The following is a 20831-nucleotide window of genomic DNA, read 5'->3' as shown; positions in this document are numbered from 1 at the left end:
GGTCCGCTGCCCTGCGTCGATCCGGACCGTTGCGTCGCTCCGGATCGTTGTTCTGCACCGGGCCGGAGTTCAGGTGTTCTCTACCGGTCCGGTGTTCGGGGGTCCTGCTTTTTTTGGGGGGTAACTGCTTCGAGTTGAGTTAACTCTAGTGTGTATTGCAGCCTCTGAGTGGGCGTTATGATCACTGAATGAACCTGAAGGAATGGGCGGTAGCGAACGGTGTGCACCCGCATACCGCCTATCGCTGGTTCCGTGAGGGCACACTGCCGGTGCCCGCCGAGCGGGTGCAGCGCACGATCTTGGTGAACATCGAGGCGAACTCTTCCTCACCGTCCGTGACGGGTGGTGTGGGTTTGTATGCCCGTGTGTCGTCGCATGATCAGAAGTCGGATCTTGAGCGGCAGGTCTCCCGGCTGGCCCAGTGGGCCGCGCAGGGTGGTCACCGGGTGGTGCGGATCGAGTCCGAGACCGGATCCGGGATGAACGGCGGCCGTGCGAAGGCGAAGCGACTGCTGGCCGATCCGGACGTGACCACGGTGGTCGTGGAGCACAAGGACCGGCTCGGGCGGATGAACGTGGAATTGATCGAAGCCGCGCTGTCCGCCACGGGCCGTCGCCTGGTCGTGCTGGATGACGGCGAGGTCGAGGACGACCTGGTGCGCGACGACCTGGTGCGCGACATGGTGGAGGTCCTGACCTCGTTGTGTGCCCGCCTGTACGGCCGCCGCTCCGCGAAGAACCGGGCCAAGGCCGCTCTGGAAGCGGCGGCGGCCAGTGGCTGAGGCCAGCAGGCAACTGCGCACCATCGCCTCGCCGTTCGTCGCCCTCGGCCCGTCCGGTGTGTCGATACGCGACCGCCTCAAGAACCTGACCCCGCAGGATGAGGAGGTGCTGCGTCTGGTCGGCGCGCACCTCGGGTCGCTGGCGTCGAAGGACCTCAAGGCGCGCTGCGCTGACGGGCTGGAGCACTCCACCACCTCGTGGGCGGGACGTAAGCGGGACCTGACCGCCGTGTCGTCGTCCCGCTGGGCTGGGAGCATCACGAAGGCGACACACGATCAGTGGGCGCTCGCCCGGCGCGGGCAGGCCGCGCATCTGCGGTCGTTGGAGGCCGGCGTCAAGGCTGTCGCGCACCGTCTGTCGTTGCCCATCGGTGAGAAGGGCTCCAAGCGGGCCCCCGGTGGTTACCGGTCCAAGGGCGAGTGGTTCCACAAAAGACGTCGTCTGGACCTGCTTGAGGGCCGTCTCGCCGAGGTTCGGGCGGATCGTGAGGCCGGTGTCGTGCACGTGGTGCGGGGCGGGCGCAAGCTGCTCAACACCCGGCACAACCTGGATGCCGCCCGGCTCACCGAGCCCGAGTGGCGCCAGAAGTGGCAGGCGGCACGCTGGTTGCTGTCCGCTGCCGGGGAGTCCGGCAAGCGGTTCGGCAACGAGACGATCCGGATCACGCCCGAAGGCGAGGTCAGCATCAAGCTGCCCGCGCCGCTCGCCGACCTGGCGAACGCCGAGCACGGCCGATACACGCTGGCCGCGAAGGTGTCGTTCCCGCACCGGGGCACCGAGTGGGCCGACCGTGTGGAAGCCAACCGGGCCGTGGCCTACCGCATCCACTACGACGTGGCCCGGCAGCGCTGGTACGTGGACGCCTCCTGGACCTTCCCCATCGTCGCCACCGTCTCGATGCGGACCGCACTGGCCCAGGGCGTGATCGGCGTGGACACCAATGCGGACCACCTCGCCGCCTGGCGGCTCGATGCGCACGGCAATCCGGTCGGGCAGCCCCGCCGGTTCTTCTACGACCTGTCCGGCACCGCCGATCACCGTGACGCCCAAGTGCGGCACGCCCTGTCCCGGCTGCTGAACTGGGCAAAGACCTGCGGCGTTGCCGCCATCGCGGTAGAGGACCTGGACTTCGCCGACTCCAGGACACGAGAGAGGCACGGCCGTAAGCGTCGCTTGCGGCAGCTCATCTCCGGCATGCCCACGGGAAAGCTCCGCGCCCGCCTCACCTCGATGGCCGACGCCACCGGTATCGCGATCATCGCGGTCGATCCGGCGTACACCAGCATGTGGGGAGCGCAGCACTGGCAGAAGCCCATGCACGCCCCCACCCGAAAGACCAGCCGACACGATGCTGCGAGCATCGCCATCGGCCGACGTGCCCAAGGGCACCCGATCCGGCGACGGACAGCACCGCCCCGTAACGACCAGAGCGATCGTTACGGGCATCGGACCGTCCAGGCCCGACCGGAGACTCTTGGGCGTGAGGAAACCCGCCGCCCCGTCACGGACCGTGCACACGATGCACGCGCCCGGACAGGGACAACACCACGTACGCGGGCGACCAGTGCATCCAAAACCGTTTGGGATGCGCGCAGCGATCAGGGATGGGTCCCAGACTCACCCCTGCTCACTGATTAGGAACGGTCTGGTTCCGAGGGCTCTTCGGTGGGCCTGGGCTTGCCGGGGAGGCGGACGTCGTCGACCGTGACGTTCACCTCGGTGACCCGTAGGCCGAGCATGCGGCTTACGCTGCGGGCCACATTGGTCTTGACGGTGGCGGCGACGTCCATCACCACGTGGCCGTACTCGACCACGATCGTCAGGCTCACCGCCACCTGGCGATCCTGAATCTGGGCGCTTATCCCTTGGTTGCCGCGCCGCGAGCCGATGCCGATGCGGTCACGGACCGACTCGAAGGCCTGGGCGAGGTCGCCGCCCATGTCCGCGACGCCTGCCACCTCCATTGTCGCGAGATAGGCCACCTTCTCCACCACCTCGTCGGCGACCTTGATCTGCCCCTTCACCACGGCCGCGGTGGCCGTCGGCCGGTCCCCTGGGAACGCCGGTGCTGCCGCCTCTCCGTACGGCGCGGTGCCGGATCCGGCAGCAGGAGTCGCGGCGGATCCGAGCCCGGTGGATCCAAGCCCTGTGGGTCCAGGGCCGGTGGGTCCGAGCCCTGTGGGTCCAGGGCCGGTGGGTCCGAGCCCTGCGGGTCCAGGGCTGCCAGGTCCAGGGCTGGTGTGGCGAAGTTCGGCGGTGCCTGGTCCGGAGGGGCCAAGTTCCGAGACGCCGAGGTCAGGCAAACCAGGGTCAGGGAAACCAGGGCTGTCCAGGCTGGCCTCTGGGGTGGCGGGGGCGATGCCGCGGACTCCGACGCGGCTGGAGTCGGCGCCGCCTCGGCGGGATCCGCCACCGCCACTGCCACCGCCACTGCCACTGCCGATGCTTCGGGCGCTGACGACGCTGGAGTCGGCATCGGTGCCACGGATCCCGGCGTCACCAGATATGGAGCCGATGGAGCGGACTCCCACGTCGCCGGAGTCCAAGCTAGAGCTGGAGTGGGAGCCCAGACTGGAGCCGGAATCCGAGCTGGAGCTGGGCCCCAAGCCAGAACCTGAGCTGGAGCTGGGCCCCAAGCCAGAATCCGAGCTGGAGCCCACGCCGGTACTCCAGCCGGAGCCGGAGTCCGTGTCGACGCTGGAGTTGGGCCCGATGGAGCGGAGCGGGCCGCCACCGTACGGTTCGGGGCCTCGTTCTGCGGTGCCGGTGTCGGTATCGCCATATCCCATGGCGAGGTATGCCGGGGGTTCGTATCCCGTGCTGTTCGTCCCCGTGGTGCCCGGGTTGGTGGTGTCGTCGCCTAATGCGTCGGTCATCGCGGCCTCCTCTGGGCGGTCTTGAGGATTGTCCCGGAAGCCTGTGCCGTTTGTCCCAAGACCTGGGGCCCTATGCTGCTAGATATGCACGATCAGGCAGGGGCCGGGGCACCAGACAACTTCCAGCGGCTGTGGACCCCGCATCGGATGGCCTACATCAAGGGCGAGGGCAAGCCGACCGGGACGGGCGCCGACGACGGGTGTCCATTCGACGCCATCCCCAAGATGAGCGACGAGGAGGGGCTGATCGTGGCCAGGGGGGAGGTCGTGTACGCGGTGCTCAACCTCTATCCCTACAACTCCGGCCACCTCATGATCGTGCCCTATCGGCACGTACCCGACTATGACCTGCTCGATGGCGCCGAGCTGGTGGAGCTGGCGGAGTTCACGCAGCGGGCGGTGCGCGCGCTGCGCAAGGCGAGTGGGGCCCAGGGGTTCAACGTCGGCATGAACCTCGGTCAGGTGGCGGGGGCGGGCATCGCCGCCCACCTGCACCAGCATGTGGTGCCGAGGTGGGGCGGGGACACCAACTTCATGCCGGTCGTCGCGCAGACCAAGGTGTTGCCGCAGCTACTTCGTGACACGCGCGAGCTGCTCGCCGACGCTTGGGACTGACGGCCGCGGCAGCGCGGAGATGCCTGCCGACAGCAGCAGCGGGATCGCCAGGGCCAGGGCCATCGACAGTACGGCCGCGCCGGAGTCGTTGACCAGCATCCCGAGGACGCCGCTCACGAGCGTGCCGATCAGCCCGGCGCGCAGCGCGGGGGAGTAGGTGAAGGCGGCGGGCACCACTCCGGCCGAGGCCTGCTCGGGCCGCAGGATCGCGTAGACGAGGAACGCGGTGGCGGCGATCACGATCGGCATCAGGTTGGGGCTGAGCAGCGTGGCGAGCATGGCGCTGAGCTTGCGCAGGATGACCTCGAGCGCCTCGCCGCTGAGCACCTGTCCGACGAAGCGGCCCAGGTGGGTCTGCTTGTCGGGCGGCTGCAGGTAGTTGATGACCGCGAACGTCATCACGATCACCGCCCCCGCCACGCAGAACGCGCCCAGCTTCACGATCGACACCCGCTTGCCCGCTATGAGCAGCGCGGTCACCGCGATGCCCGGGACGAACGCGATCACACCGCCGAAGTCGCTGCCCATGCCCGAGCCGCCGAGCACCATCGCGAACGCCCCCAGCACCGCCACCGCCGCCACGCCCACCTTGCCGGGGAAGTGGTGGGCGATGGTCGTGGTCGCCAGCAGGGTGCCGGTGGCCAGCAGCGCGAACGGGATGTTGCCCAGGCCGTAGTAGCGGGCGCCCACCTCGGCGCTGTAGCCCATGATGCTGTTGAGCTGCAGGGTCGTGCCGGTGAGCAGGTCGCCGGCGAGCGTGAGCGCGGTGATGCCCGCCACGACGGTGAGCGGGCCGAGCGGGCTGCGCCGCCACGGCCCCGCGCAAGCGAGGAGGGTGATGGCCGCCGTCCAGCCGAGCGCGCCGCCGATCAGGCCCGGCAGGGTGGACCACGGCAGCAGGTTGACCAGGTAGCTGGAGACGGGCAGCGAGGCCAGGGCGACCGCCGCCAGGCGTACCCAGGGCAGGCCCTTGCGGCGGCGCAGCAGCAGGAACGCGATCAGGTAGAACAGGACCTGCAGCACGGCTACGACCGTGAAGTAGATGCCCTTGACCGAGCGGATCGTCTGCGCGGTGGCGTCGGCGCGGCGCAGCCGGTCGATCGTCGCGCTCTGCGCGCTCACCTGGAGCGGCACGCCCACGACCGTGGCGGGCACCGGCACGCCGACCGTGGTCAGCGCGGTGGCCGTCAGGTCGGGCAGGATCGAGATGTCGTCGCGGTGCGTGGAGGCGGCGCCGAGCAGGCGGCCCTGCGCGCCGGACTGGCGCAGCATCGCCACCCGCAGGTGCGGTACGGAGCCGTGGTCGGACAGGCCGGCCAGGATGACGGTGGCGTCGGCGGGCAGAGCCGACAGCAGGGCTCCCGCCTTCGCGTCGGCCTGCCGCAGGGCGGCCCGGCGCTCGGGGGCGCCGAGCTGGTCGGGCACGCGGGGCAGCCTGCCGGCGGCCAGGTAGGGGCGGATGAGGTCGTCGACCTCGGCCGCGACCATCCGGCACTGCGTCAGGTCGGCGGCCGTGACCTGGTCGGGGGAGGCGAGGTAACGGGACACCGCGCCGCTCCGGTCCGCCAGCGCCAGCGCGGCGCCCGGGCCGATCGCGACCGAGCACTGGCCCGCGGCCTTCAGCGCCTCGCCGAGCGTGCCCGCGTTGCGCTGGCCCGCCACGTCGATGAGGTAGCGGTAGTCGGGGATGACGGCGCCCTGGCCGCTCGCCTCCGGCGCCGGCGGCGCGCCGCAGCTGTAGCCGGAGGCCGACCTGGTGCCCGCCGACACGGTGAGCCATCCGTCGTAGGGGCAGGTCAGGCTGCCCACAGTGCGTACGGACAGCGATCCGATCGCACTGGCACCCGCGAGCCGCCACAGATTGGGCGTGTCGTTCGGGGTGATGTCGTTCCAGTGGAGCCCCGGCACACCGATGAGCGCGACCCGCCCACCACCGTCCTCGGCCTGCCCCGCCTGGGCGAACCCCCCGACGAACAGGAGAACCGCCATCACGACCAGCACGCGCCTCACGGGAATGTCCCCCTACGATCTACGGCTACCGTCCGCAGCATCGTCTCACCTCGCCGTGGGTGGCGAGACCGTTCAACTCCAGGGTCCCAGGTCAGCCCCAAGACCGTCAGGTCAGCCCCGTCAGGTCCGCCCCAGGGCCGTCAGGTCGGCTCCAAGGCCTCAAGCCGGGGCGACCGTCACCTTGGCGGGCTTGCTCTCGTTCTGCAGGCGGTCGAGGGAGGTCACCAGGTAGGTGCCCGGCGCGCCGGCGGTGAACGTGGGTGTGGTGACCACGGCCACCAGGTTGCGGGCGTCCACGGCCTGGCAGTCCTGGCCCGACTTCGGGACCTCGTAGACCGCGTACGAGCGGGCGCCCTGGCTCGCTTTCCACGAGATGACCTGGCCGGCCGCCTTGACCGCCGCGGGTTTGGCCGGGGCCTCGCCGCCGCGGTCCTTGATGAGCGGCAGCAGCGCCGGGCGGCTGTAGTGCTCCTTGGCCAGGCGGTCGACGGCGCCCAGCGGGTTGCTGAGCAGTTGCGCGGCGCTGAAGTAGACGTCGCCGCCGATCTGCCGGTATTCGCGGTTGAGCGTCAGATGGGCGGACAGCTCGCCCGGCTTGGTCCACGCCTTGTCGTCCCTGGTGCCCACCCGGTAGAGGGCCTGGCCGATGTAGAGGTCGACATCGGTGCCCTTGACCTCGTTGGCCCACCATGGCGCCAGGGCCCGGTAGTCGGCCGCCTTGAAGCCGCGCGACCAGTAGAGCTGCGGCATCACGTAGTCGACTGTGCCCGCCTTGATCCAATGCCGCGCATCCGCATAAATCGAGTCATAGGCCGACATGCCGGAGGTCTTGGAGCCCGTCGGATCCTCCGCCTTGTTGCGCCAGATGCCGAACGGGCTGACGCCGAACTTGACGTACTTCTTGGTCGCGTGCACGGCCTCGTCGACCTGGGCGATCAGCTTGTCGACGTTGTCCCGTCGCCAGTCGGCCAGGTTCTTGCCCTTGCCATACTTTGTAAAGGCGGCCGCGTCGTTGAACGTGCCGCCCTCGCCCGGATACGGGTAGAAGTAGTCGTCGAAGTGCACCCCGTCGATGTCATAGCGCCGCGTCACGTCGGTGACGACCTTGGTGACGTGCTCGCGGACCGCCGGCAGACCGGGGTTGTAGTAGAGGCGCCCGTCGTACTTGACGGTCCAGCCCGGGTGCTGGCGGGCAGGGTGGTTGGCGGGCAGGTCGGCCACGTCGCCGTCGTAGGAGGCGCGATAGGGGTTGAACCAGGCGTGGAACTCCAGGCCGCGCTTGTGCGCCTCGGCGATGAGGAACGGCAGCGGGTCCCAGCCCGGGTCCTTTCCGGCGGTGCCGGTCAGATATTGCGTCCACGGCTCGATCGAGGACTTGTAGAGCGCGTCGGAGGCCGGCCGCACCTGTACGAACACCGCGTTGAAGCGGCGTTTGACCGCCGCGTCCAGAATCTTGAGGTATTCGGCCTGCTGCTTGGCGACGGACAGGCCGGTGCGCGAGGGCCAGTCGATGTTCTTGACCGTGGCGATCCAGATGCCGCGCAGCTGGCGCTTGGGGTAGCGGACGTCGGCGGTGCAGGCGGCCCCGTCCCGCGTTTCGGCTGCCGTCTTCTTCGCGGCGGTGGTCGAGGCGGTCACCGCGGGTGTCTGCTTGGCTGCCGGTCCGAAGAGGTAGGCGGCGCCGACGGTGACGGTGGCGAGGGCGGCAGCGGCGATGAGAGGGCGTCCGGTTCGCATGATGTTCCAGTCTGGCATTGGCTCCGACGTGCGCAGGCCGGAAAAAAGAAATCGTTTCGTGATGTTCGAGTGGCCAGAGTAATGGATGTGCCGGGAGGGACGGCTGCCCCTCCCGGCTCGGTCCGTACGTCAGTCCGTGACGGCGACCTTCTCCGCCACGTGCGTCGGCAGCGGCTCGTAGCGCAGGAACGCCCGCTGGAAGGTCCCGGTGCCGTGCGACATGGACCGCAGGTCGATGGCGTAGCGGGTGATCTCCAGCTCGGGCACCTCGGCCTTGACCAGAGTGCGTCCGGTGCCCACCGGCTCGGTGCCGAGCACCCGGCCGCGCCGCGACGACAGGTCCGACATCACCGAGCCCACGTAGTCGTCGGCCACCAGCACCGACAGCTCGTCGACCGGCTCCAGCAGCAGCGTCGGCACCTTGGACGCGGCCTCCTTGAGCGCCAGTTGCCCGGCGATCTGGAAGGCCATGTCGGAGGAGTCGACCGAGTGCGCCTTGCCGTCGTACAGCGTGACCCGCACGTCCACCATCGGGTAGCCGGCGACGACGCCCCGCTCCATCTGGGCGCGCACGCCCTTCTCCACCGACGGGATGAACTGCCGGGGCACCACACCGCCGACGATCTTGTCCACGAACTCGAACCCGCCGCCGGACGGCAGCGGCTCCACCTCCAGATGGCAGATCGCGAACTGGCCGTGACCGCCCGTCTGCTTGACGTTGCGGCCCATCGCCTGGCACTTGCCGCCGAACGTCTCGCGCAGCGGCACCCGCAGGTCGATGCGCTCGACCTCGACGCCGTGCCGCTTGGACAGCCGGTCGAGGAGCACATCGGTGTGGGCCTCACCCATGCACCAGAGTACGAGCTGCCTGGTCTCGGCGTTGTTCTCCAGCCGCAGCGTCGGGTCCTCGGCCACCAGGCGGCCCAGCGCCTGCGACAGCTTGTCCTCGTCGGCCTTGGACTTGGCCTGGATGGCGACCGGGAGCAGCGGCTCCGGCGTCTCCCACGCCGTCATGAGCAGGGGCTTGTCCACCTCCGACAGCGTGTCGCCGGTCTCGGCCCGGGAGAGCTTGGCCACCGCGATGATGTCGCCCGCCACCCCCTTCGGCGCGCCGCGCTGCTGCTTGCCCAGCGGGCAGGTGAGGGTCCCGATGCGCTCGTCCACGTCGTGGTCCTCGTGCCCGCGCTCGGCCAGGCCGTGCCCTGACACGTGCACGGTCATGTCGGGGCGCAGGGAGCCGGAGAAGACGCGTACCAGGCTGATGCGGCCCACGTACGGGTCGCTGGTGGTCTTGACGACCTCGGCGACCAGCGGGCCGTCGGGGTCGCAGGTGATGCCCTGGACAGGCTTGCCGTCGAGGGAGGTGATCTCCGGCATCGGGTGTTCGAGCGGGGAGGGGAAGCCCTGCGTCATGAGTTCGAGCACCTCTTGGGCGCCCACGCCGATGCCGCTGCACAGTACGGGGAAGAAGCTGCCCCGCGCGACGGCCTTCTCGAGGTCCTCGATGAGGACCTTGGTGTCGATCGGCTCGCCCTCCAGGTAGCGCTCCATGAGCGACTCGTCTTCGCTCTCCTGGATGATGCCCTCGATCAGGACGCCGCGGTGCTCCTCGATCTGCGACTCGTACTCGGCACCCGGGTCCTTCTCGGTGCGCGTGCCCGTGGCGTAGTTGTAGAACTTCTGCGACAGCAGGCCGATCAGGCCGTTCACGTGCCCGTTGGTGATCACCGGCAGGTAGAGGGGGGCCACGCCGTCGCCGAAGACGTCCTGGCAGGTGGCGAGGACCTCGTCGAAGTCGGCGCGTTGGTGGTCGATCTTGGTGATCACGACGGCTCTGGGCATGCCGACCTGGCTGCACTCCTCCCAGAGCATCTGGGTCAGCCCGTCGATGCCCTCCGAGGCCGACACGACGAACAGGGCGGCGTCGGCCGCGCGCAGTCCGGCGCGCAGGTCGCCCACGAAGTCGGCGTAACCGGGGGTGTCCAGAAGGTTGATCTTGATGCTGTTGTGCACCAGCGGCGCCAGTGACAGGTTCACCGAACGCTGCTGACGTACCTCCACCTCGTCGAAGTCGCTGACCGTGTTGCCGTCCTCCACCCGGCCGGCCCGCTGAACGGTGCCCGTCGCGGCCAGCAGCTGCTCCACGAGGGTCGTCTTACCCGCCCCTGAATGGCCGACCAGCACGACATTGCGTATCGCATCCGCCCTGTCGGCCGCTGGTGCCCTGCCCGCGGCTCCCATGGCATGACCAGGGTTCTTCTCTGCCACATTCGCCTCCCGCGTCGTCGGTTGACGTGCCAACGCCGCGCCCGAGCGAGGGGACAGAAACCGCATGGACGCGGTGTGTTCACCAAATACCCCTGTGGCGGATATCACAAGGGGGGTGGGGCAAAGAAAGTCGTCGGCTCGTAAATGGCCTACGATCAGACCGCGATGCTGAAACTCCTGCGCCCGGCCATGACCCGGATACTCACCCCGCTGGGCAGGGCTCTGGCCGCCCGCGGAATCGGGCCGAACGTCGTCACGGCGATCGGCACGATCGGCACCGTCGTCTGCGCGCTGCTCTTCTTCCCGCTGGGCCAGCTGTCCTGGGGCGCCCTGCTGATCACGGTGTTCGTGCTGTTCGACCTGCTCGACGGCCTGGTGGCCCGGCTCGGCGGCAAGGGCGGCAGCACCTGGGGGGCCTTCCTCGACTCGACCCTCGACAGGGTGGCCGACGCGGCCATATTTTCCGGGCTGATTCTTTACTTCATCTCGAAGGACGACGCGCTGATGGCCGCGGTGACGCTGGCCTGCCTGGTCGCCGGGACGCTGGTGTCCTACGCCAAGGCCAGGGCGGAGGGCCTCGGGCTCACCTGTGACGTCGGGCTGGCCGAGCGGCCGGAGCGGCTGGTCGTCGCGCTGGTGGCCACCTTCTTCGCCGGTCTCGGCGTACCGTACGTCCTGCCCGCGGGGATGTGGCTGCTGGCCCTGGCCAGCGCGGTCACGGTGGTGCAGCGGGTGGTCCACGTCCACTCACAGACGCGGCAGACGAGGGAGCGATGAGCCAGAAGATCTCGGTCACCGATCGGGTCGTCGCCGCGGGGTTCGCGGCCGGCTGGAAGCTCGTCCCGCTGCTGCCCCAGCGCGCGACCGCGGGGGCCTTCCGGCTGCTGGCCGACCGGGTGTGGCGCAAGCGCGGCAAGTCGGTGCGCCGCCTGGAGTCCAACCTGGCCAGGGTGACCGGGCTCGATCCCGGCAGCGGTGAGCTGCGCGAGCTGAGCCGGGCCGGCATGCGCTCCTACTTCCGCTACTTCCACGAGGTGTTCCGGCTGCCGTCGATGCGCCGCGAGGACATCGTCCGCCGCACGCACGTGACCGGCGCCGAGCACATCCACGACACGGTGGCCGCCGGGCGCGGGGTGGTGCTGGCGCTGCCGCACATGGGCAACTGGGACCAGGCCGGCGCGTGGCTGGTGGGCGTGGGCCACCCGTTCGCGACCGTCGCGGAGCGGCTCAAGCCCGAGTCGCTGTTCCGGCGCTATGTCGCCTTCCGCGAGGGGCTGGGCATGGAGGTGCTGCCGCTCACGGGCGGTGACGGCCACAACTTCGGGACACTGGCCACGCGCGTACGCCGGGGCGGCGTCGTCTGCCTGCCCGCCGAGCGCGACCTGACCAAGAGCGGCATCGAGGTGCGCTTCTTCGGCTCGGCCACCAAGGTGCCCGCCGGCCCGCCGCTGCTGGCCGTCCAGACGGGCGCGGCGCTGCTGCCCGCCACCGTCTACTTCCACGGCGACGACTGGGGGATCGACATCCACGAGGAGATCCCCGTGCCCGAGGAGGGCACCAGGCAGGAGAAGGTCGCCATCGTGGCGCAGCGGCTGACGGACGTCTTCGAAAAGGGCATCGCCGAGCATCCGGAGGACTGGCACATGCTGCAGCGGCTCTGGCTGGAGGACCTGGCGAGATGAAGGTGGGCATCGTCTGTCCCTATTCCTGGGACATGCCCGGCGGGGTCAAACAGCACATCGACGACCTGGCGCAGGCGCTCATCGCGCAGGAGCACGAGGTCTCGGTCATCGCGCCGGCCGCCGACGACGAGGAGCTGCCGCCGTACGTGACGGGTGCGGGCCGGGCCATCCCGGTGCCCTACAACGGGTCGGTGGCCAGGATGTCGTTCGGCTTCATCTCGGCGGCGCGGGTGCGGCGCTGGGTGCGCGACGGCCACTTCGACGTGCTGCACATCCACGAGCCGCTGGTGCCGAGCCTGGGCGTGCTGGCCTGCTGGGCGGCCAAGGGGCCGATCGTGGCCACCTTCCACGCCTCCTGGACCCGCTCGCGGGCCATCGCGGTGGCCGAGCCGCTGCTGCGCAGCGCGCTGGAGAAGCTCAGCGGCCGCATCGCGGTCTCCGACGCGGCCCGAAAGAGCCTGGTCGAGCAGTTCGGCGGCGACACCGTGCTGATCCCCAACGGGGTGACCGTCAGCCGCTACGCCCACGCCGAACCGCTCGACGGCTGGGGGCCCGACGGCGCCACGCTCGGCTTCCTCGGCCGGATGGACGAGGAGCGCAAGGGCCTGCCGATCCTGCTGGACGCCTTCAAGCCGCTGGCGGCCGAACGTCCGGAGCTCAAGCTGCTCATCGCCGGGCCGGGCGACGCCAAGGACGTCTACGACCGGGTGCCCAAGGAGCTGCACGACCGGGTCACCGTGCTCGGCATGGTCAGCGAGGCCGACAAGATCCGCGCCTACCACTCGGTCGACGTGTTCTGCGCGCCCAACACCCGGGGCGAGAGCTTCGGCATCGTGCTGGCCGAGGCCATGGCCTCCGGCGCGACCGTGCTGGCCAGCGATATCCCGGCCTTCCGCAAGGTGCTGGGCGAGGGGCAGGCGGGCGCGCTGTTCGCCAACGGCGACCCGGCCTCGCTGGCCCGCGAGGCGGCGGCGCTGCTCGACGCCCCGGAGCGCCGCGCGAAGCTGGCCGAGGAGGCGCTGGTCGCGGTCGGCAAGTACGACTGGTCGACGGTCGCCCGTGACGTCGTCCGGGTCTATGAGACGGTGACGGCCAGCGGCGCGGGCGGCGTGGAGGAAGACCTGTGACCTCGGCCGGCGGCGTGGGCGACACGGAGGACCTGTGACCTCGACCATGATCGTGCTGATCGCGGGCATCGTCGTGGTGCTCACGGCCGTCTACATCTCCTGGCGGGCGGGCCGCCTCGACCGGTTGCACATCCGGCTGGAGCTGGCCCGCGAGGCGCTCGACGCCGCGCTCATGCGGCGCCGGGCCGTGGTGCTGGAGCTGGCCGGCTCCCGGCTGCTCGATCCGGCGACCTCGCTGGTGCTGGCCGCGGCGGCGCACGAGGCCAGGATGGCCGGGCCGGACGATCGCGAGCACGCCGAGAGCGACCTGTCGGGCGCGCTGCGCGCCGTGGTCGAGCAGGAGCGCTTCACCGAGAAGCTGTCGGAGTCGCCGGGCGGGCAGGCGCTGCTCGAAGAGCTCGGCGCGGCCGTGGCCAAGGTCGTCTATTCGCGCCGTTTCTACAACAGCGCCGTGGGTGTCACGCGTACGGCCCAGCGGCGCTGGCTCGCCAGAGTCCTTCGCCTGGCCGGACATACCGAATACCCCCAATTCTTCGAAATAGATGACAATCCGCCGGCGACTATGGCAACTGAATGACCCGATTTGGAGAGCGCCGGTAGGCTTCTTCCGTTTCTTGGCCCATGCGGAGGAGTACACAGGTGCGGCTACCTCGGATGATTACCGTGACGCTGGCCGGAGCGGCGGTTCTGCTGCCGGTCGCGGCCTGCTCGTCGAACGAGCCCGCGGCGGGCAAGGCCCCGCAGGCGACCACGGCGTCCCCGACCGAGGAGCCCGCGGCCGAGCCCGGCAAGACCCACCCGTTCACCGGGCTGCCGATGGAGGGCGCCGCCAAGCCGGTGCTCGCCGTGAAGATCGAGAACACCGCCGCCGGCAAGCCCCAGCTCGGGCTCAAGAGCGCGGACATCGTCTACATCGAGCAGGTCGAGGCCGGTCTGACCCGTCTGATGGCGGTCTTCTCCTCCAAGCTGCCGGCCAAGGTGGGGCCCGTACGTAGTGCCCGCATCTCCGACCTGCACATCGTGCCGCAGTTCGGCAAGCCCGCCTTCGCCTACTCGGGCGTGCAGTCGCTGATGCTGCCGTTCATGGCCAAGGCGTCGCTGTACGACGTCGGCGACACCCGCAACCCCGGCGCCTTCTTCCGCCAGCCGGGCCGCTTCGCCCCTTACAACCTGTTCGCCAACACCAAGAAGCTGCTGTCGCGGGCCCCGGGCGCCGACAAGGCCAAGGACATCGGCTTCACCTTCGGCGACGCCCCGGCCGACGGCGGCGTGGACAAGAAGACCTACAGCGTCAAATGGCCCGGCGCCCGCTTCACTTTCGGCTGGTCCGAGGACGACAAGAAGTGGATGATCTGGCAGGACGGCAAGAAGGACATGGCGGCGGAGGGCGGTCAGCTCGGCGCGCCCACGATCGTCGTCCAGTACACCAAGACCGAGCGCTCCCAGTTCCACGACAAGAACCAGAGCTACACGCCCCTGGTGCACAGCGTCGGCAAGGGCTCGGCGGTGGTGCTGCGTGACGGCAAGGCGTACAAGGCCAAGTGGGAGCGCAAGTCGGAGGAGAGCGGCACGACCTTCACCACGGAGAGTGGTGAGCCGATGAACTTCGCGCCCGGCCAGGTCTGGGTCGCGCTCGCCAGCCGCAAGCCCGTCATCCCCTAGAAATGCGCACCTAGATGTACAAGAGGGCTGATAAATCCTGACATGGTGGCGTGTCAGGGGAGAGGCCCTCAGGACCTACCATGGGTTTGATAACTTACCGTTCGCTTTTGTGAGGAAGACCGTCGTGTCCAGCACGCCCGAAAACACCCCCGTCACCGGCACCGCGCGCGTCAAGCGTGGCATGGCCGAGATGCTCAAGGGCGGCGTCATCATGGACGTCGTCACCCCCGAGCAGGCGAAGATCGCCGAAGACGCCGGCGCCGTCGCCGTGATGGCCCTGGAGCGCGTGCCCGCCGACATCCGCGCGCAGGGCGGCGTGTCCCGGATGAGCGATCCCGACATGATCGACGGCATCATCGCCGCCGTGTCGATCCCGGTCATGGCCAAGGCCCGCATCGGCCACTTCACCGAGGCCCGCGTGCTGCAGGCCCTGGGCGTCGACTACGTCGACGAGTCCGAGGTGCTGACCCCGGCCGACTACGCCAACCACATCGACAAGTGGCAGTTCACCGTGCCCTTCGTGTGCGGCGCGACGAACCTGGGCGAGGCCCTGCGCCGCATCACCGAGGGCGCGGCCATGATCCGCTCCAAGGGTGAGGCCGGCACCGGCGACGTCTCCAACGCGGTCACCCACATGCGGACGATCCGCGGCGAGCTCAAGCGGCTCAGCTCGCTGCCCGAGGACGAGCTCTACGTCGCGGCCAAGGAGCTGCAGGCGCCGTACGAGCTGGTCGCCGAGGTGGCCCGCACCGGCAAGCTGCCCGTCGTGCTGTTCACCGCGGGCGGCATCGCCACCCCGGCCGACGCGGCGATGATGATGCAGCTCGGCGCCGAGGGCGTGTTCGTCGGCTCCGGCATCTTCAAGTCGGGCGACCCGGCCAAGCGCGCCGCCGCCATCGTCAAGGCCACCACGTTCTACGACGACCCCGACGTGATCGCCAAGGTCTCGCGCGGGCTGGGCGAGGCGATGGTCGGCATCAACGTCGACGACATCCCCCAGCCGCACCGCCTCGCCGAGCGCGGTTGGTGACATCGGTCGCTGTGCGGCGTGTCGCCGCAGGTCACGCGCGACTCGGAATGAAATGATCTAGTACGCCGGGCACACCGCCACGACGACGGAAATTTCCGAAGAAGGCGATATCCGTGAAGGATGTCGCCTTTTTCGTGTTAGGTGGTGTTCACCCGGGCGTCACGATTCTGAGTCAGGCTACGGGACGCCCCCTCCCCACTGATCGTCCCAGGAGCGCCCCGTGTCCAAGCTCAACCGCCGGCACTTCCTCGTCGCCGGGTTAACCGCGGGTGCCGCCGCGGCTCTCCCGGCCACCGCCGCCCACGCCGACCCCACCCCGGACCCCGCCGCCGAGACCGCCCAGAGCCTGGCCTCGCGGGGCCTGACCACCGACCCGTTCACGCTCGGCGTCGCCAGCGGCGACCCCGACCACGAGGGCTTCGTGCTGTGGACCCGGCTGGCTCAGCAGCCGCTGGCCGAGGACGGTTTCGGCGGCATGCCGCAGCGGCCGTTCCCGGTGCTGTGGCAGATCTACTCCGACGAGCGCTGCCGTCGCGTGGTCCGCGGCGGCGTCACCGTGGCCGCCCCCGAATGGGGCCACAGTGTGCATGTCGAGGTCGACAGTCTCGGCTCCGACCGTGAGTACTGGTACCGCTTCCGCGTCGGCCCGTACGTCTCGCCCGTCGGCCGGGCCAGGACCGCCCCGGACCCGCTGTCGTACGGCGGCGCCCTGTCGATGGCCTTCGTCTCCTGCGCCCAGTACGAGCACGGCTACTTCACCTCCTACCGGAGGCTGGCCGAGGAGCACCCGGACCTCATCCTGCACCTGGGCGACTACCAGTACGAATACACCAAGAACACCTACAACATCCCCGGCGGCAACGTACGCAACCACGAGGGCCCCGAGACCGTCACGCTGGCCAACTACCGCCAGCGCCACGCCCAGTACAAGGCCGACCCCGACCTTCAGGCCGCCCACGCCACCGCCCCCTGGCTCGTCGTCTTCGACGACCACGAGGTGGACAACAACTGGGCCGACGAGGTCCCGGAGCACGCCGAGGACCAGCCGACCTTCCTGCAGCGCCGTGAGGCCGCCTTCCGGGCCTACTACGAGAACATGCCGCTGCGCCGCACCTCCATCCCGCGCGGCATCGACATGCAGCTCTACCGGCGCGTGCGCTGGGGTCGGATGGCCACCTTCCACATGCTCGACACCCGCCAGTACCGCGACGACCAGGGCTGCGGCGACGGCTACAAGGACTGCCCGGCCGCGGTGGACCCCGCGAGGTCGATCACCGGCGCGGCGCAGGAGGAGTGGCTGGTCGACGGCTTCCACAAGTCGCGGGCGCAGTGGGACATCATCGGCCAGCAGGTGTTCTTCGCCCAGCGTGACAACAACGCCGGCCCGGCCAAGGTGACCAGCATGGACGCCTGGGACGGGTACGTCGCCTCCCGCCGGCGGATCACGCAGGGCTGGGTCGACGCCAAGGTGCGCAACCCCGTCGTGCTGACCGGTGACGTGCACGCGCACTGGGCCAGCGACCTGAAGCTGAACTACGACGACCCGACCGGCCCGAGCGTGGGCTCCGAACTGGTGGCCAGCTCGATCTCCACCGGCGGCGACGGCGCGGACTCCGACCCGGCCACGCACCCGTTCCTGGCCATCAACCCGCACCTGAAGTTCTACAACAACCAGCGCGGCTACGTGCTGACGAAGATCGAGCGCGACGCGCTCACCGCGGACTTCAAGGTGGTGCCCCACCTGCGGGAGCCCGGTGCGGAGGCGTACACGAGGGCGACGTTCGTGGTCGAGGACCGCGTCCCCGGGGTGCAGCAGACGTACCTGCGGCCGCTCGACCCGTCCGTGCTCGCGCGGCGCGTCACGGTGGACGAGACCGTCCGTCTGGAGACCGAACGCCCGTAATTTCCGGCGAGGCGGCGTCCGGCAGGGCGCCGCCTTTTCACGCCTGGAATATTAGCCAGGCTAAGTTAGTTAGGCTAAGTATTATGAGGGACGATCCCACCGAGCTGGCCGAACAGGTCTCCGCGGTGCTCCGCCACCTGGTGCTGCTGCTGCGGCGCACGGTGGCGGGCCAGCCGGTCACCAGCCAGCAGTACGCCGTCCTCGGCTCCCTGGAGCCCGGCCCGCGCCGGATGACAGAGCTGGCCGAGGAGCACGCCGTGCAACTGCCCACCATGTCCGTGCAGATCAACCGCCTGGAAGAGGCGGGGCTGGTGGCCAGAGGCGCCGACCCGGCCGACGCCCGCGTCAGGACGGTCGAGCTCACCGACGAGGGCCGCGTCCGGCTGCGGGCCGTACGCCAGGCCAGGATCGCCCACCTCAGCCGGGAACTGGCGGCGCTCAGCGATGACGAGCGAGCCGCCCTGGCGGTCGCCTTGCCCACGTTGGCGAAGCTCGGCCGCACATGAGAGGAGCACTATGCAGTCCGGTGGCGGAATCCTTCGTCAGCCGATGTCCGTCTGGGCCACCGCCTTCGCCGCGGTGGTCGCCTTCATGGGCATCGGTCTCGTCGACCCCATCCTGCCGTCCATCGCCCAAGGTCTGAAGGCCACGCCCAGCCAGGTGTCGCTGCTGTTCACCAGCTACTTCCTGGTGACCGCCGTCGCCATGCTGCTGACCGGCTGGGTCTCCAGCCGCATCGGCGGCAAGCGCACCCTGCTGGCCGGGCTCGCGCTGGTCATCGTCTTCGCCGCGCTCGCGGGCACCTCCACCAGCGTCACCGAGCTCGTCGGCTTCCGCGCCGGCTGGGGCCTGGGCAACGCGCTGTTCGTGGCCACCGCGCTCGCCGTCATCGTCGGCGCGGCCAGCGGCGGCGGCGCCGCGGCCATCATCCTGTACGAGGCCGCGCTCGGCCTGGGCATCTCTGCGGGCCCGCTGGCCGGCGCGCTGCTCGGCGACTGGAACTGGCGAGCCCCCTTCTTCGGCACCGCCACGCTGATGGCCGCCGGGTTCGTGCTGATCGCCACGCTGCTGGAGAAGACGCCCAAACCCGCCGTCAGGACCAAGCTGAGCGCGCCGCTGCGGGCCCTGGCCCATGGGGGCCTGTCCACCACGGCCTTCACCGCGCTGTTCTACAACTTCGCCTTCTTCACGATCCTCGCCTTCACCCCGTTCATCCTGCACATGAGCGCCTACGGCATCGGCGCGGTGTTCTTCGGCTGGGGCGTGTGCGTGGCGCTCGCCTCGGTGTTCGGCGCGCCGCCGCTGCAGCGCCGGATCGGCTCGGTGAACGTCCTGCACCTGGCGCTGGCCGTGCTGGCCGTCCTCCAGGTCGGCATCGCCGTGTCGGGGCACGCCGGGATCATCGTCTGCACGATCCTGTCCGGCATTCCGATCGGCCTGAACAACACCGTCTTCACCGAGTCGGCCATGGAGGTCTCCGACGCGCCCCGGCCCGTCGCCTCCGCCGGCTACAACTTCGTCCGCTGGATGGGCGGCGCGCTGGCCCCCTTCATCGCCACCAAGCTGGGCGAGGAACTCGGCGCGCCGGTCCCGTACGCGCTGGGCGCTCTGTGCTGCCTGATCGGCATGGCCATCCTGTACGCCCGGCGCCACCACCTGAGCGCCCTGTCCCGCGTGGACGTCGTGGTCCAGGAGGCCGCCGCGGCGGCGTGATCGCCCACCCCTAGGAAGATCCCAGGCCGTCCTGGTGTTGAATTGTCCAGACCCCGTAAGCCGGACGGAAGGATCACCGTGCCCACGATCGGTGTACTCGCTCTCCAAGGAAGCGTGCGCGAGCATGTGCGCATGCTCCAGGAGGCCGGCGCGTCGGCCATCGCCGTACGCCGGCCCGCCGAGCTGGACACGGTCGACGGCCTGGTCATCCCCGGCGGCGAATCGACCACGATGTGGAAGCTCGCCGACACCTTCGACCTGCTCGAACCCCTGCGGATGCGGATCAAGGACGGCATGCCCGCCTACGGCTCCTGCGCCGGCATGATCATGCTGGCCGACCGGATCGAGGACGGCGCCGAGGGACAGCAGACCATCGGCGGCATCGACATGGTCGTCAGGCGCAACGCCTTCGGCCGCCAGATCGACTCCTTCGAGTCCGATCTGGACTTCGCCGGCGAGCGGGTGCACGCCATCTTCATCCGCGCCCCATGGGTCGAATCGGTCGGCACGGACGTCGAAGTGCTGGGCATCGCCGAGCCTGGGGATAGGATCGTCGCGGTCCGCCAAGGGCCGCTGCTCGCGACCTCGTTCCACCCTGAGCTGACGGGTGACACGCGCGTGCACCGATACTTCGTAGACATGCTGAGGGAGCTCTAGGTAATGTCCGGCCACTCCAAATGGGCGACGACGAAGCACAAGAAGGCCGCGCTCGACGCCAAGCGCGGCAAGCTGTTCGCGAAGCTCATCAAGAACATCGAGGTGGCGGCCCGGACCGGCGGCCCCGATCCGGACGCCAACCCGACGCTCTTCGACGCCATCTTCAAGGCCAAGAAGAACTCGGTGCCCAACGACAACATCGAACGGGCCCGTAAGCGCGGCGGCGGCCTGGAGGCGGGCGGCGCCGACTGGCAGACCATCATGTACGAGGGCTACGCGCCCGGCGGCGTCGCGGTGCTCATCGAGTGCCTCACCGACAACCGCAACCGCGCGGCCTCCGAGGTGCGCGTCGCGCTCACCCGCAACGGCGGCTCGCTGGCCGACCCCAACTCGGTGTCCTACATGTTCCACCGCAAGGGCGTCGTGCTCGTGCCCAAGCAGGGGCTCGACGAGGACGACGTGCTGACGGCCGTGCTGGAGGCGGGCGCCGAGGAGGTCAACGACCTGGGCGACTCCTTCGAGGTCGTCTCCGAGGCCGGCGACCTGGTGCCGGTGCGCAAGGCGCTCCAGGAGGCGGGCATCGACTACGACTCCGCCGAGTCGAGCTTCCTGCCCACGATGAGCGTGCCGCTCGACGAGGACGGCGCCAAAAAGGTGTTCCGCCTCATCGACGCGCTCGAGGACAGCGACGACGTGCAGAACGTCTTCGCCAACTTCGACGTCTCGGACGAGATCATGGAGAAGCTGGAAGCGTGATGGCGCACGCCT

At 69.7% G+C, this 20831-nt stretch carries 18 protein-coding genes; 14 read left to right on the top strand and 4 right to left on the bottom strand.

Translation table 11 applies throughout. The features are described 5' to 3' along the window. The first annotated feature begins 188 nt into the window (after nt 1–188). A complete protein-coding gene (locus ACIBO2_RS40985) occupies nt 189–782 on the top strand; it encodes an IS607 family transposase (RefSeq protein ID WP_358545950.1) in 594 nt (197 codons plus the stop codon). Then, nucleotides 775–2421 carry an IS200/IS605 family accessory protein TnpB-related protein gene (locus ACIBO2_RS40980; RefSeq protein ID WP_397303860.1) on the top strand — a complete coding sequence of 549 codons (1647 nt, stop codon included), beginning with the start codon at nt 775–777 and terminating at the stop codon, nt 2419–2421. Before ACIBO2_RS40985 ends, ACIBO2_RS40980 begins: the two co-directional genes overlap by 8 nt. On the opposite strand, the gene ACIBO2_RS40975 is transcribed toward ACIBO2_RS40980, so the two are convergent. Then, nucleotides 2418–2807: an Asp23/Gls24 family envelope stress response protein gene (locus ACIBO2_RS40975; RefSeq protein WP_397303858.1), complete on the bottom strand. Its 390-nt coding sequence runs from the start codon at nt 2805–2807 to the stop codon at nt 2418–2420. The genes ACIBO2_RS40980 and ACIBO2_RS40975 overlap by 4 nt on opposite strands. A 936-nt stretch (nt 2808–3743) precedes the next feature. Here ACIBO2_RS40975 and ACIBO2_RS40970 point away from each other — a divergent pair. Next, complete coding sequence (locus ACIBO2_RS40970; protein ID WP_308016238.1) at nt 3744–4274, top strand: HIT domain-containing protein; 531 nt, start codon at nt 3744–3746, stop codon at nt 4272–4274. On the opposite strand, the gene ACIBO2_RS40965 is transcribed toward ACIBO2_RS40970, so the two are convergent. The 3 genes from ACIBO2_RS40965 to ACIBO2_RS40955 all read right to left on the bottom strand — a co-directional run bounded on the left by ACIBO2_RS40965 (nt 4230) and on the right by ACIBO2_RS40955 (nt 10289). Then, on the bottom strand, nt 4230–6284 hold the full coding sequence (locus ACIBO2_RS40965) for a hypothetical protein (protein ID WP_358545943.1): 2055 nt from the start codon (nt 6282–6284) through the stop codon (nt 4230–4232). The genes ACIBO2_RS40970 and ACIBO2_RS40965 overlap by 45 nt on opposite strands. Nucleotides 6285–6443: 159 nt before the next feature. Then, nucleotides 6444–8021 (bottom strand): family 10 glycosylhydrolase, encoded by a 1578-nt coding sequence (locus ACIBO2_RS40960; RefSeq protein ID WP_358545941.1) that lies wholly within the window; start codon nt 8019–8021, stop codon nt 6444–6446. Between the two features lie 129 nt (nt 8022–8150). Continuing rightward, nucleotides 8151–10289 carry an elongation factor G-like protein EF-G2 gene (locus tag ACIBO2_RS40955; protein WP_358545939.1) on the bottom strand — a complete coding sequence of 713 codons (2139 nt, stop codon included), beginning with the start codon at nt 10287–10289 and terminating at the stop codon, nt 8151–8153. 144 nt (nt 10290–10433) lie between these two features. Between ACIBO2_RS40955 and pgsA the strand changes: the two genes are divergently transcribed. From pgsA to ACIBO2_RS40900, 11 genes are all read left to right on the top strand, one after another. After that, a complete protein-coding gene (pgsA, locus tag ACIBO2_RS40950) occupies nt 10434–11066 on the top strand; it encodes a phosphatidylinositol phosphate synthase (protein WP_358187255.1) in 633 nt (210 codons plus the stop codon). Continuing rightward, a complete protein-coding gene (locus tag ACIBO2_RS40945; protein WP_358545937.1) occupies nt 11063–11971 on the top strand; it encodes a phosphatidylinositol mannoside acyltransferase in 909 nt (302 codons plus the stop codon). The genes pgsA and ACIBO2_RS40945 overlap by 4 nt, the downstream gene beginning before the upstream one ends. Then, entirely contained in the window at nt 11968–13098 is a 1131-nt protein-coding gene (locus ACIBO2_RS40940) for a glycosyltransferase family 4 protein (protein WP_358545935.1), read from the top strand. Before ACIBO2_RS40945 ends, ACIBO2_RS40940 begins: the two co-directional genes overlap by 4 nt. 46 nt (nt 13099–13144) lie before the next feature. Next, a complete protein-coding gene (locus ACIBO2_RS40935; protein WP_393465317.1) occupies nt 13145–13675 on the top strand; it encodes a hypothetical protein in 531 nt (176 codons plus the stop codon). Nucleotides 13676–13752: 77 nt separating this feature from the next. Continuing rightward, nucleotides 13753–14760: a DUF3048 domain-containing protein gene (locus ACIBO2_RS40930; RefSeq protein ID WP_358545933.1), complete on the top strand. Its 1008-nt coding sequence runs from the start codon at nt 13753–13755 to the stop codon at nt 14758–14760. 109 nt (nt 14761–14869) lie between these two features. Then, nucleotides 14870–15790 (top strand): pyridoxal 5'-phosphate synthase lyase subunit PdxS, encoded by a 921-nt coding sequence (gene pdxS, locus ACIBO2_RS40925; protein WP_357654753.1) that lies wholly within the window; start codon nt 14870–14872, stop codon nt 15788–15790. A gap of 220 nt (nt 15791–16010) precedes the next feature. Next, entirely contained in the window at nt 16011–17693 is a 1683-nt protein-coding gene (locus ACIBO2_RS40920) for an alkaline phosphatase D family protein (RefSeq protein WP_397303855.1), read from the top strand. An 83-nt stretch (nt 17694–17776) separates the two neighbouring features. Next, a complete protein-coding gene (locus ACIBO2_RS40915) occupies nt 17777–18199 on the top strand; it encodes a MarR family transcriptional regulator (RefSeq protein ID WP_358545928.1) in 423 nt (140 codons plus the stop codon). Between the two features lie 43 nt (nt 18200–18242). Then, nucleotides 18243–19406, top strand: coding sequence for an MFS transporter (locus ACIBO2_RS40910; RefSeq protein WP_397303854.1), 1164 nt, complete (start codon nt 18243–18245; stop codon nt 19404–19406). A 78-nt stretch (nt 19407–19484) separates the two neighbouring features. Beyond that, complete coding sequence (pdxT, locus tag ACIBO2_RS40905; protein WP_357955577.1) at nt 19485–20063, top strand: pyridoxal 5'-phosphate synthase glutaminase subunit PdxT; 579 nt, start codon at nt 19485–19487, stop codon at nt 20061–20063. 3 nt (nt 20064–20066) lie between these two features. Continuing rightward, nucleotides 20067–20819: a YebC/PmpR family DNA-binding transcriptional regulator gene (locus tag ACIBO2_RS40900; RefSeq protein WP_357654744.1), complete on the top strand. Its 753-nt coding sequence runs from the start codon at nt 20067–20069 to the stop codon at nt 20817–20819. Nucleotides 20820–20831 lie beyond the last annotated feature (12 nt).

This window comes from Nonomuraea sp. NPDC050022 (assembly GCF_044460705.1).
In the GTDB taxonomy this organism is placed as follows: Bacteria; Actinomycetota; Actinomycetes; order Streptosporangiales; family Streptosporangiaceae; genus Nonomuraea.
Note: the sequence above shows the minus strand (reverse complement) of the source record. Positions and strands in the feature narration are given on the sequence as shown.

What these genes read in the sequence shown, in the direction of transcription:
- ACIBO2_RS40985 (WP_358545950.1), top strand. Translation starts at nt 189, where the DNA reads ATGAACCTGAAGGAATGGGCGGTAGCGAACGGTGTGCACCCGCATACC.
- ACIBO2_RS40970 (WP_308016238.1), top strand. Translation starts at nt 3,744, where the DNA reads ATGCACGATCAGGCAGGGGCCGGGGCACCAGACAACTTCCAGCGGCTG.
- ACIBO2_RS40960 (WP_358545941.1), bottom strand. Translation starts at nt 8,021, where the DNA reads ATGCGAACCGGACGCCCTCTCATCGCCGCTGCCGCCCTCGCCACCGTC.
- pgsA (WP_358187255.1), top strand. Translation starts at nt 10,434, where the DNA reads ATGGCCTACGATCAGACCGCGATGCTGAAACTCCTGCGCCCGGCCATG.
- ACIBO2_RS40945 (WP_358545937.1), top strand. Translation starts at nt 11,063, where the DNA reads ATGAGCCAGAAGATCTCGGTCACCGATCGGGTCGTCGCCGCGGGGTTC.
- ACIBO2_RS40940 (WP_358545935.1), top strand. Translation starts at nt 11,968, where the DNA reads ATGAAGGTGGGCATCGTCTGTCCCTATTCCTGGGACATGCCCGGCGGG.
- ACIBO2_RS40935 (WP_393465317.1), top strand. Translation starts at nt 13,145, where the DNA reads ATGATCGTGCTGATCGCGGGCATCGTCGTGGTGCTCACGGCCGTCTAC.
- ACIBO2_RS40930 (WP_358545933.1), top strand. Translation starts at nt 13,753, where the DNA reads ATGATTACCGTGACGCTGGCCGGAGCGGCGGTTCTGCTGCCGGTCGCG.
- ACIBO2_RS40915 (WP_358545928.1), top strand. Translation starts at nt 17,777, where the DNA reads ATGAGGGACGATCCCACCGAGCTGGCCGAACAGGTCTCCGCGGTGCTC.
- ACIBO2_RS40910 (WP_397303854.1), top strand. Translation starts at nt 18,243, where the DNA reads ATGTCCGTCTGGGCCACCGCCTTCGCCGCGGTGGTCGCCTTCATGGGC.
- ACIBO2_RS40900 (WP_357654744.1), top strand. Translation starts at nt 20,067, where the DNA reads ATGTCCGGCCACTCCAAATGGGCGACGACGAAGCACAAGAAGGCCGCG.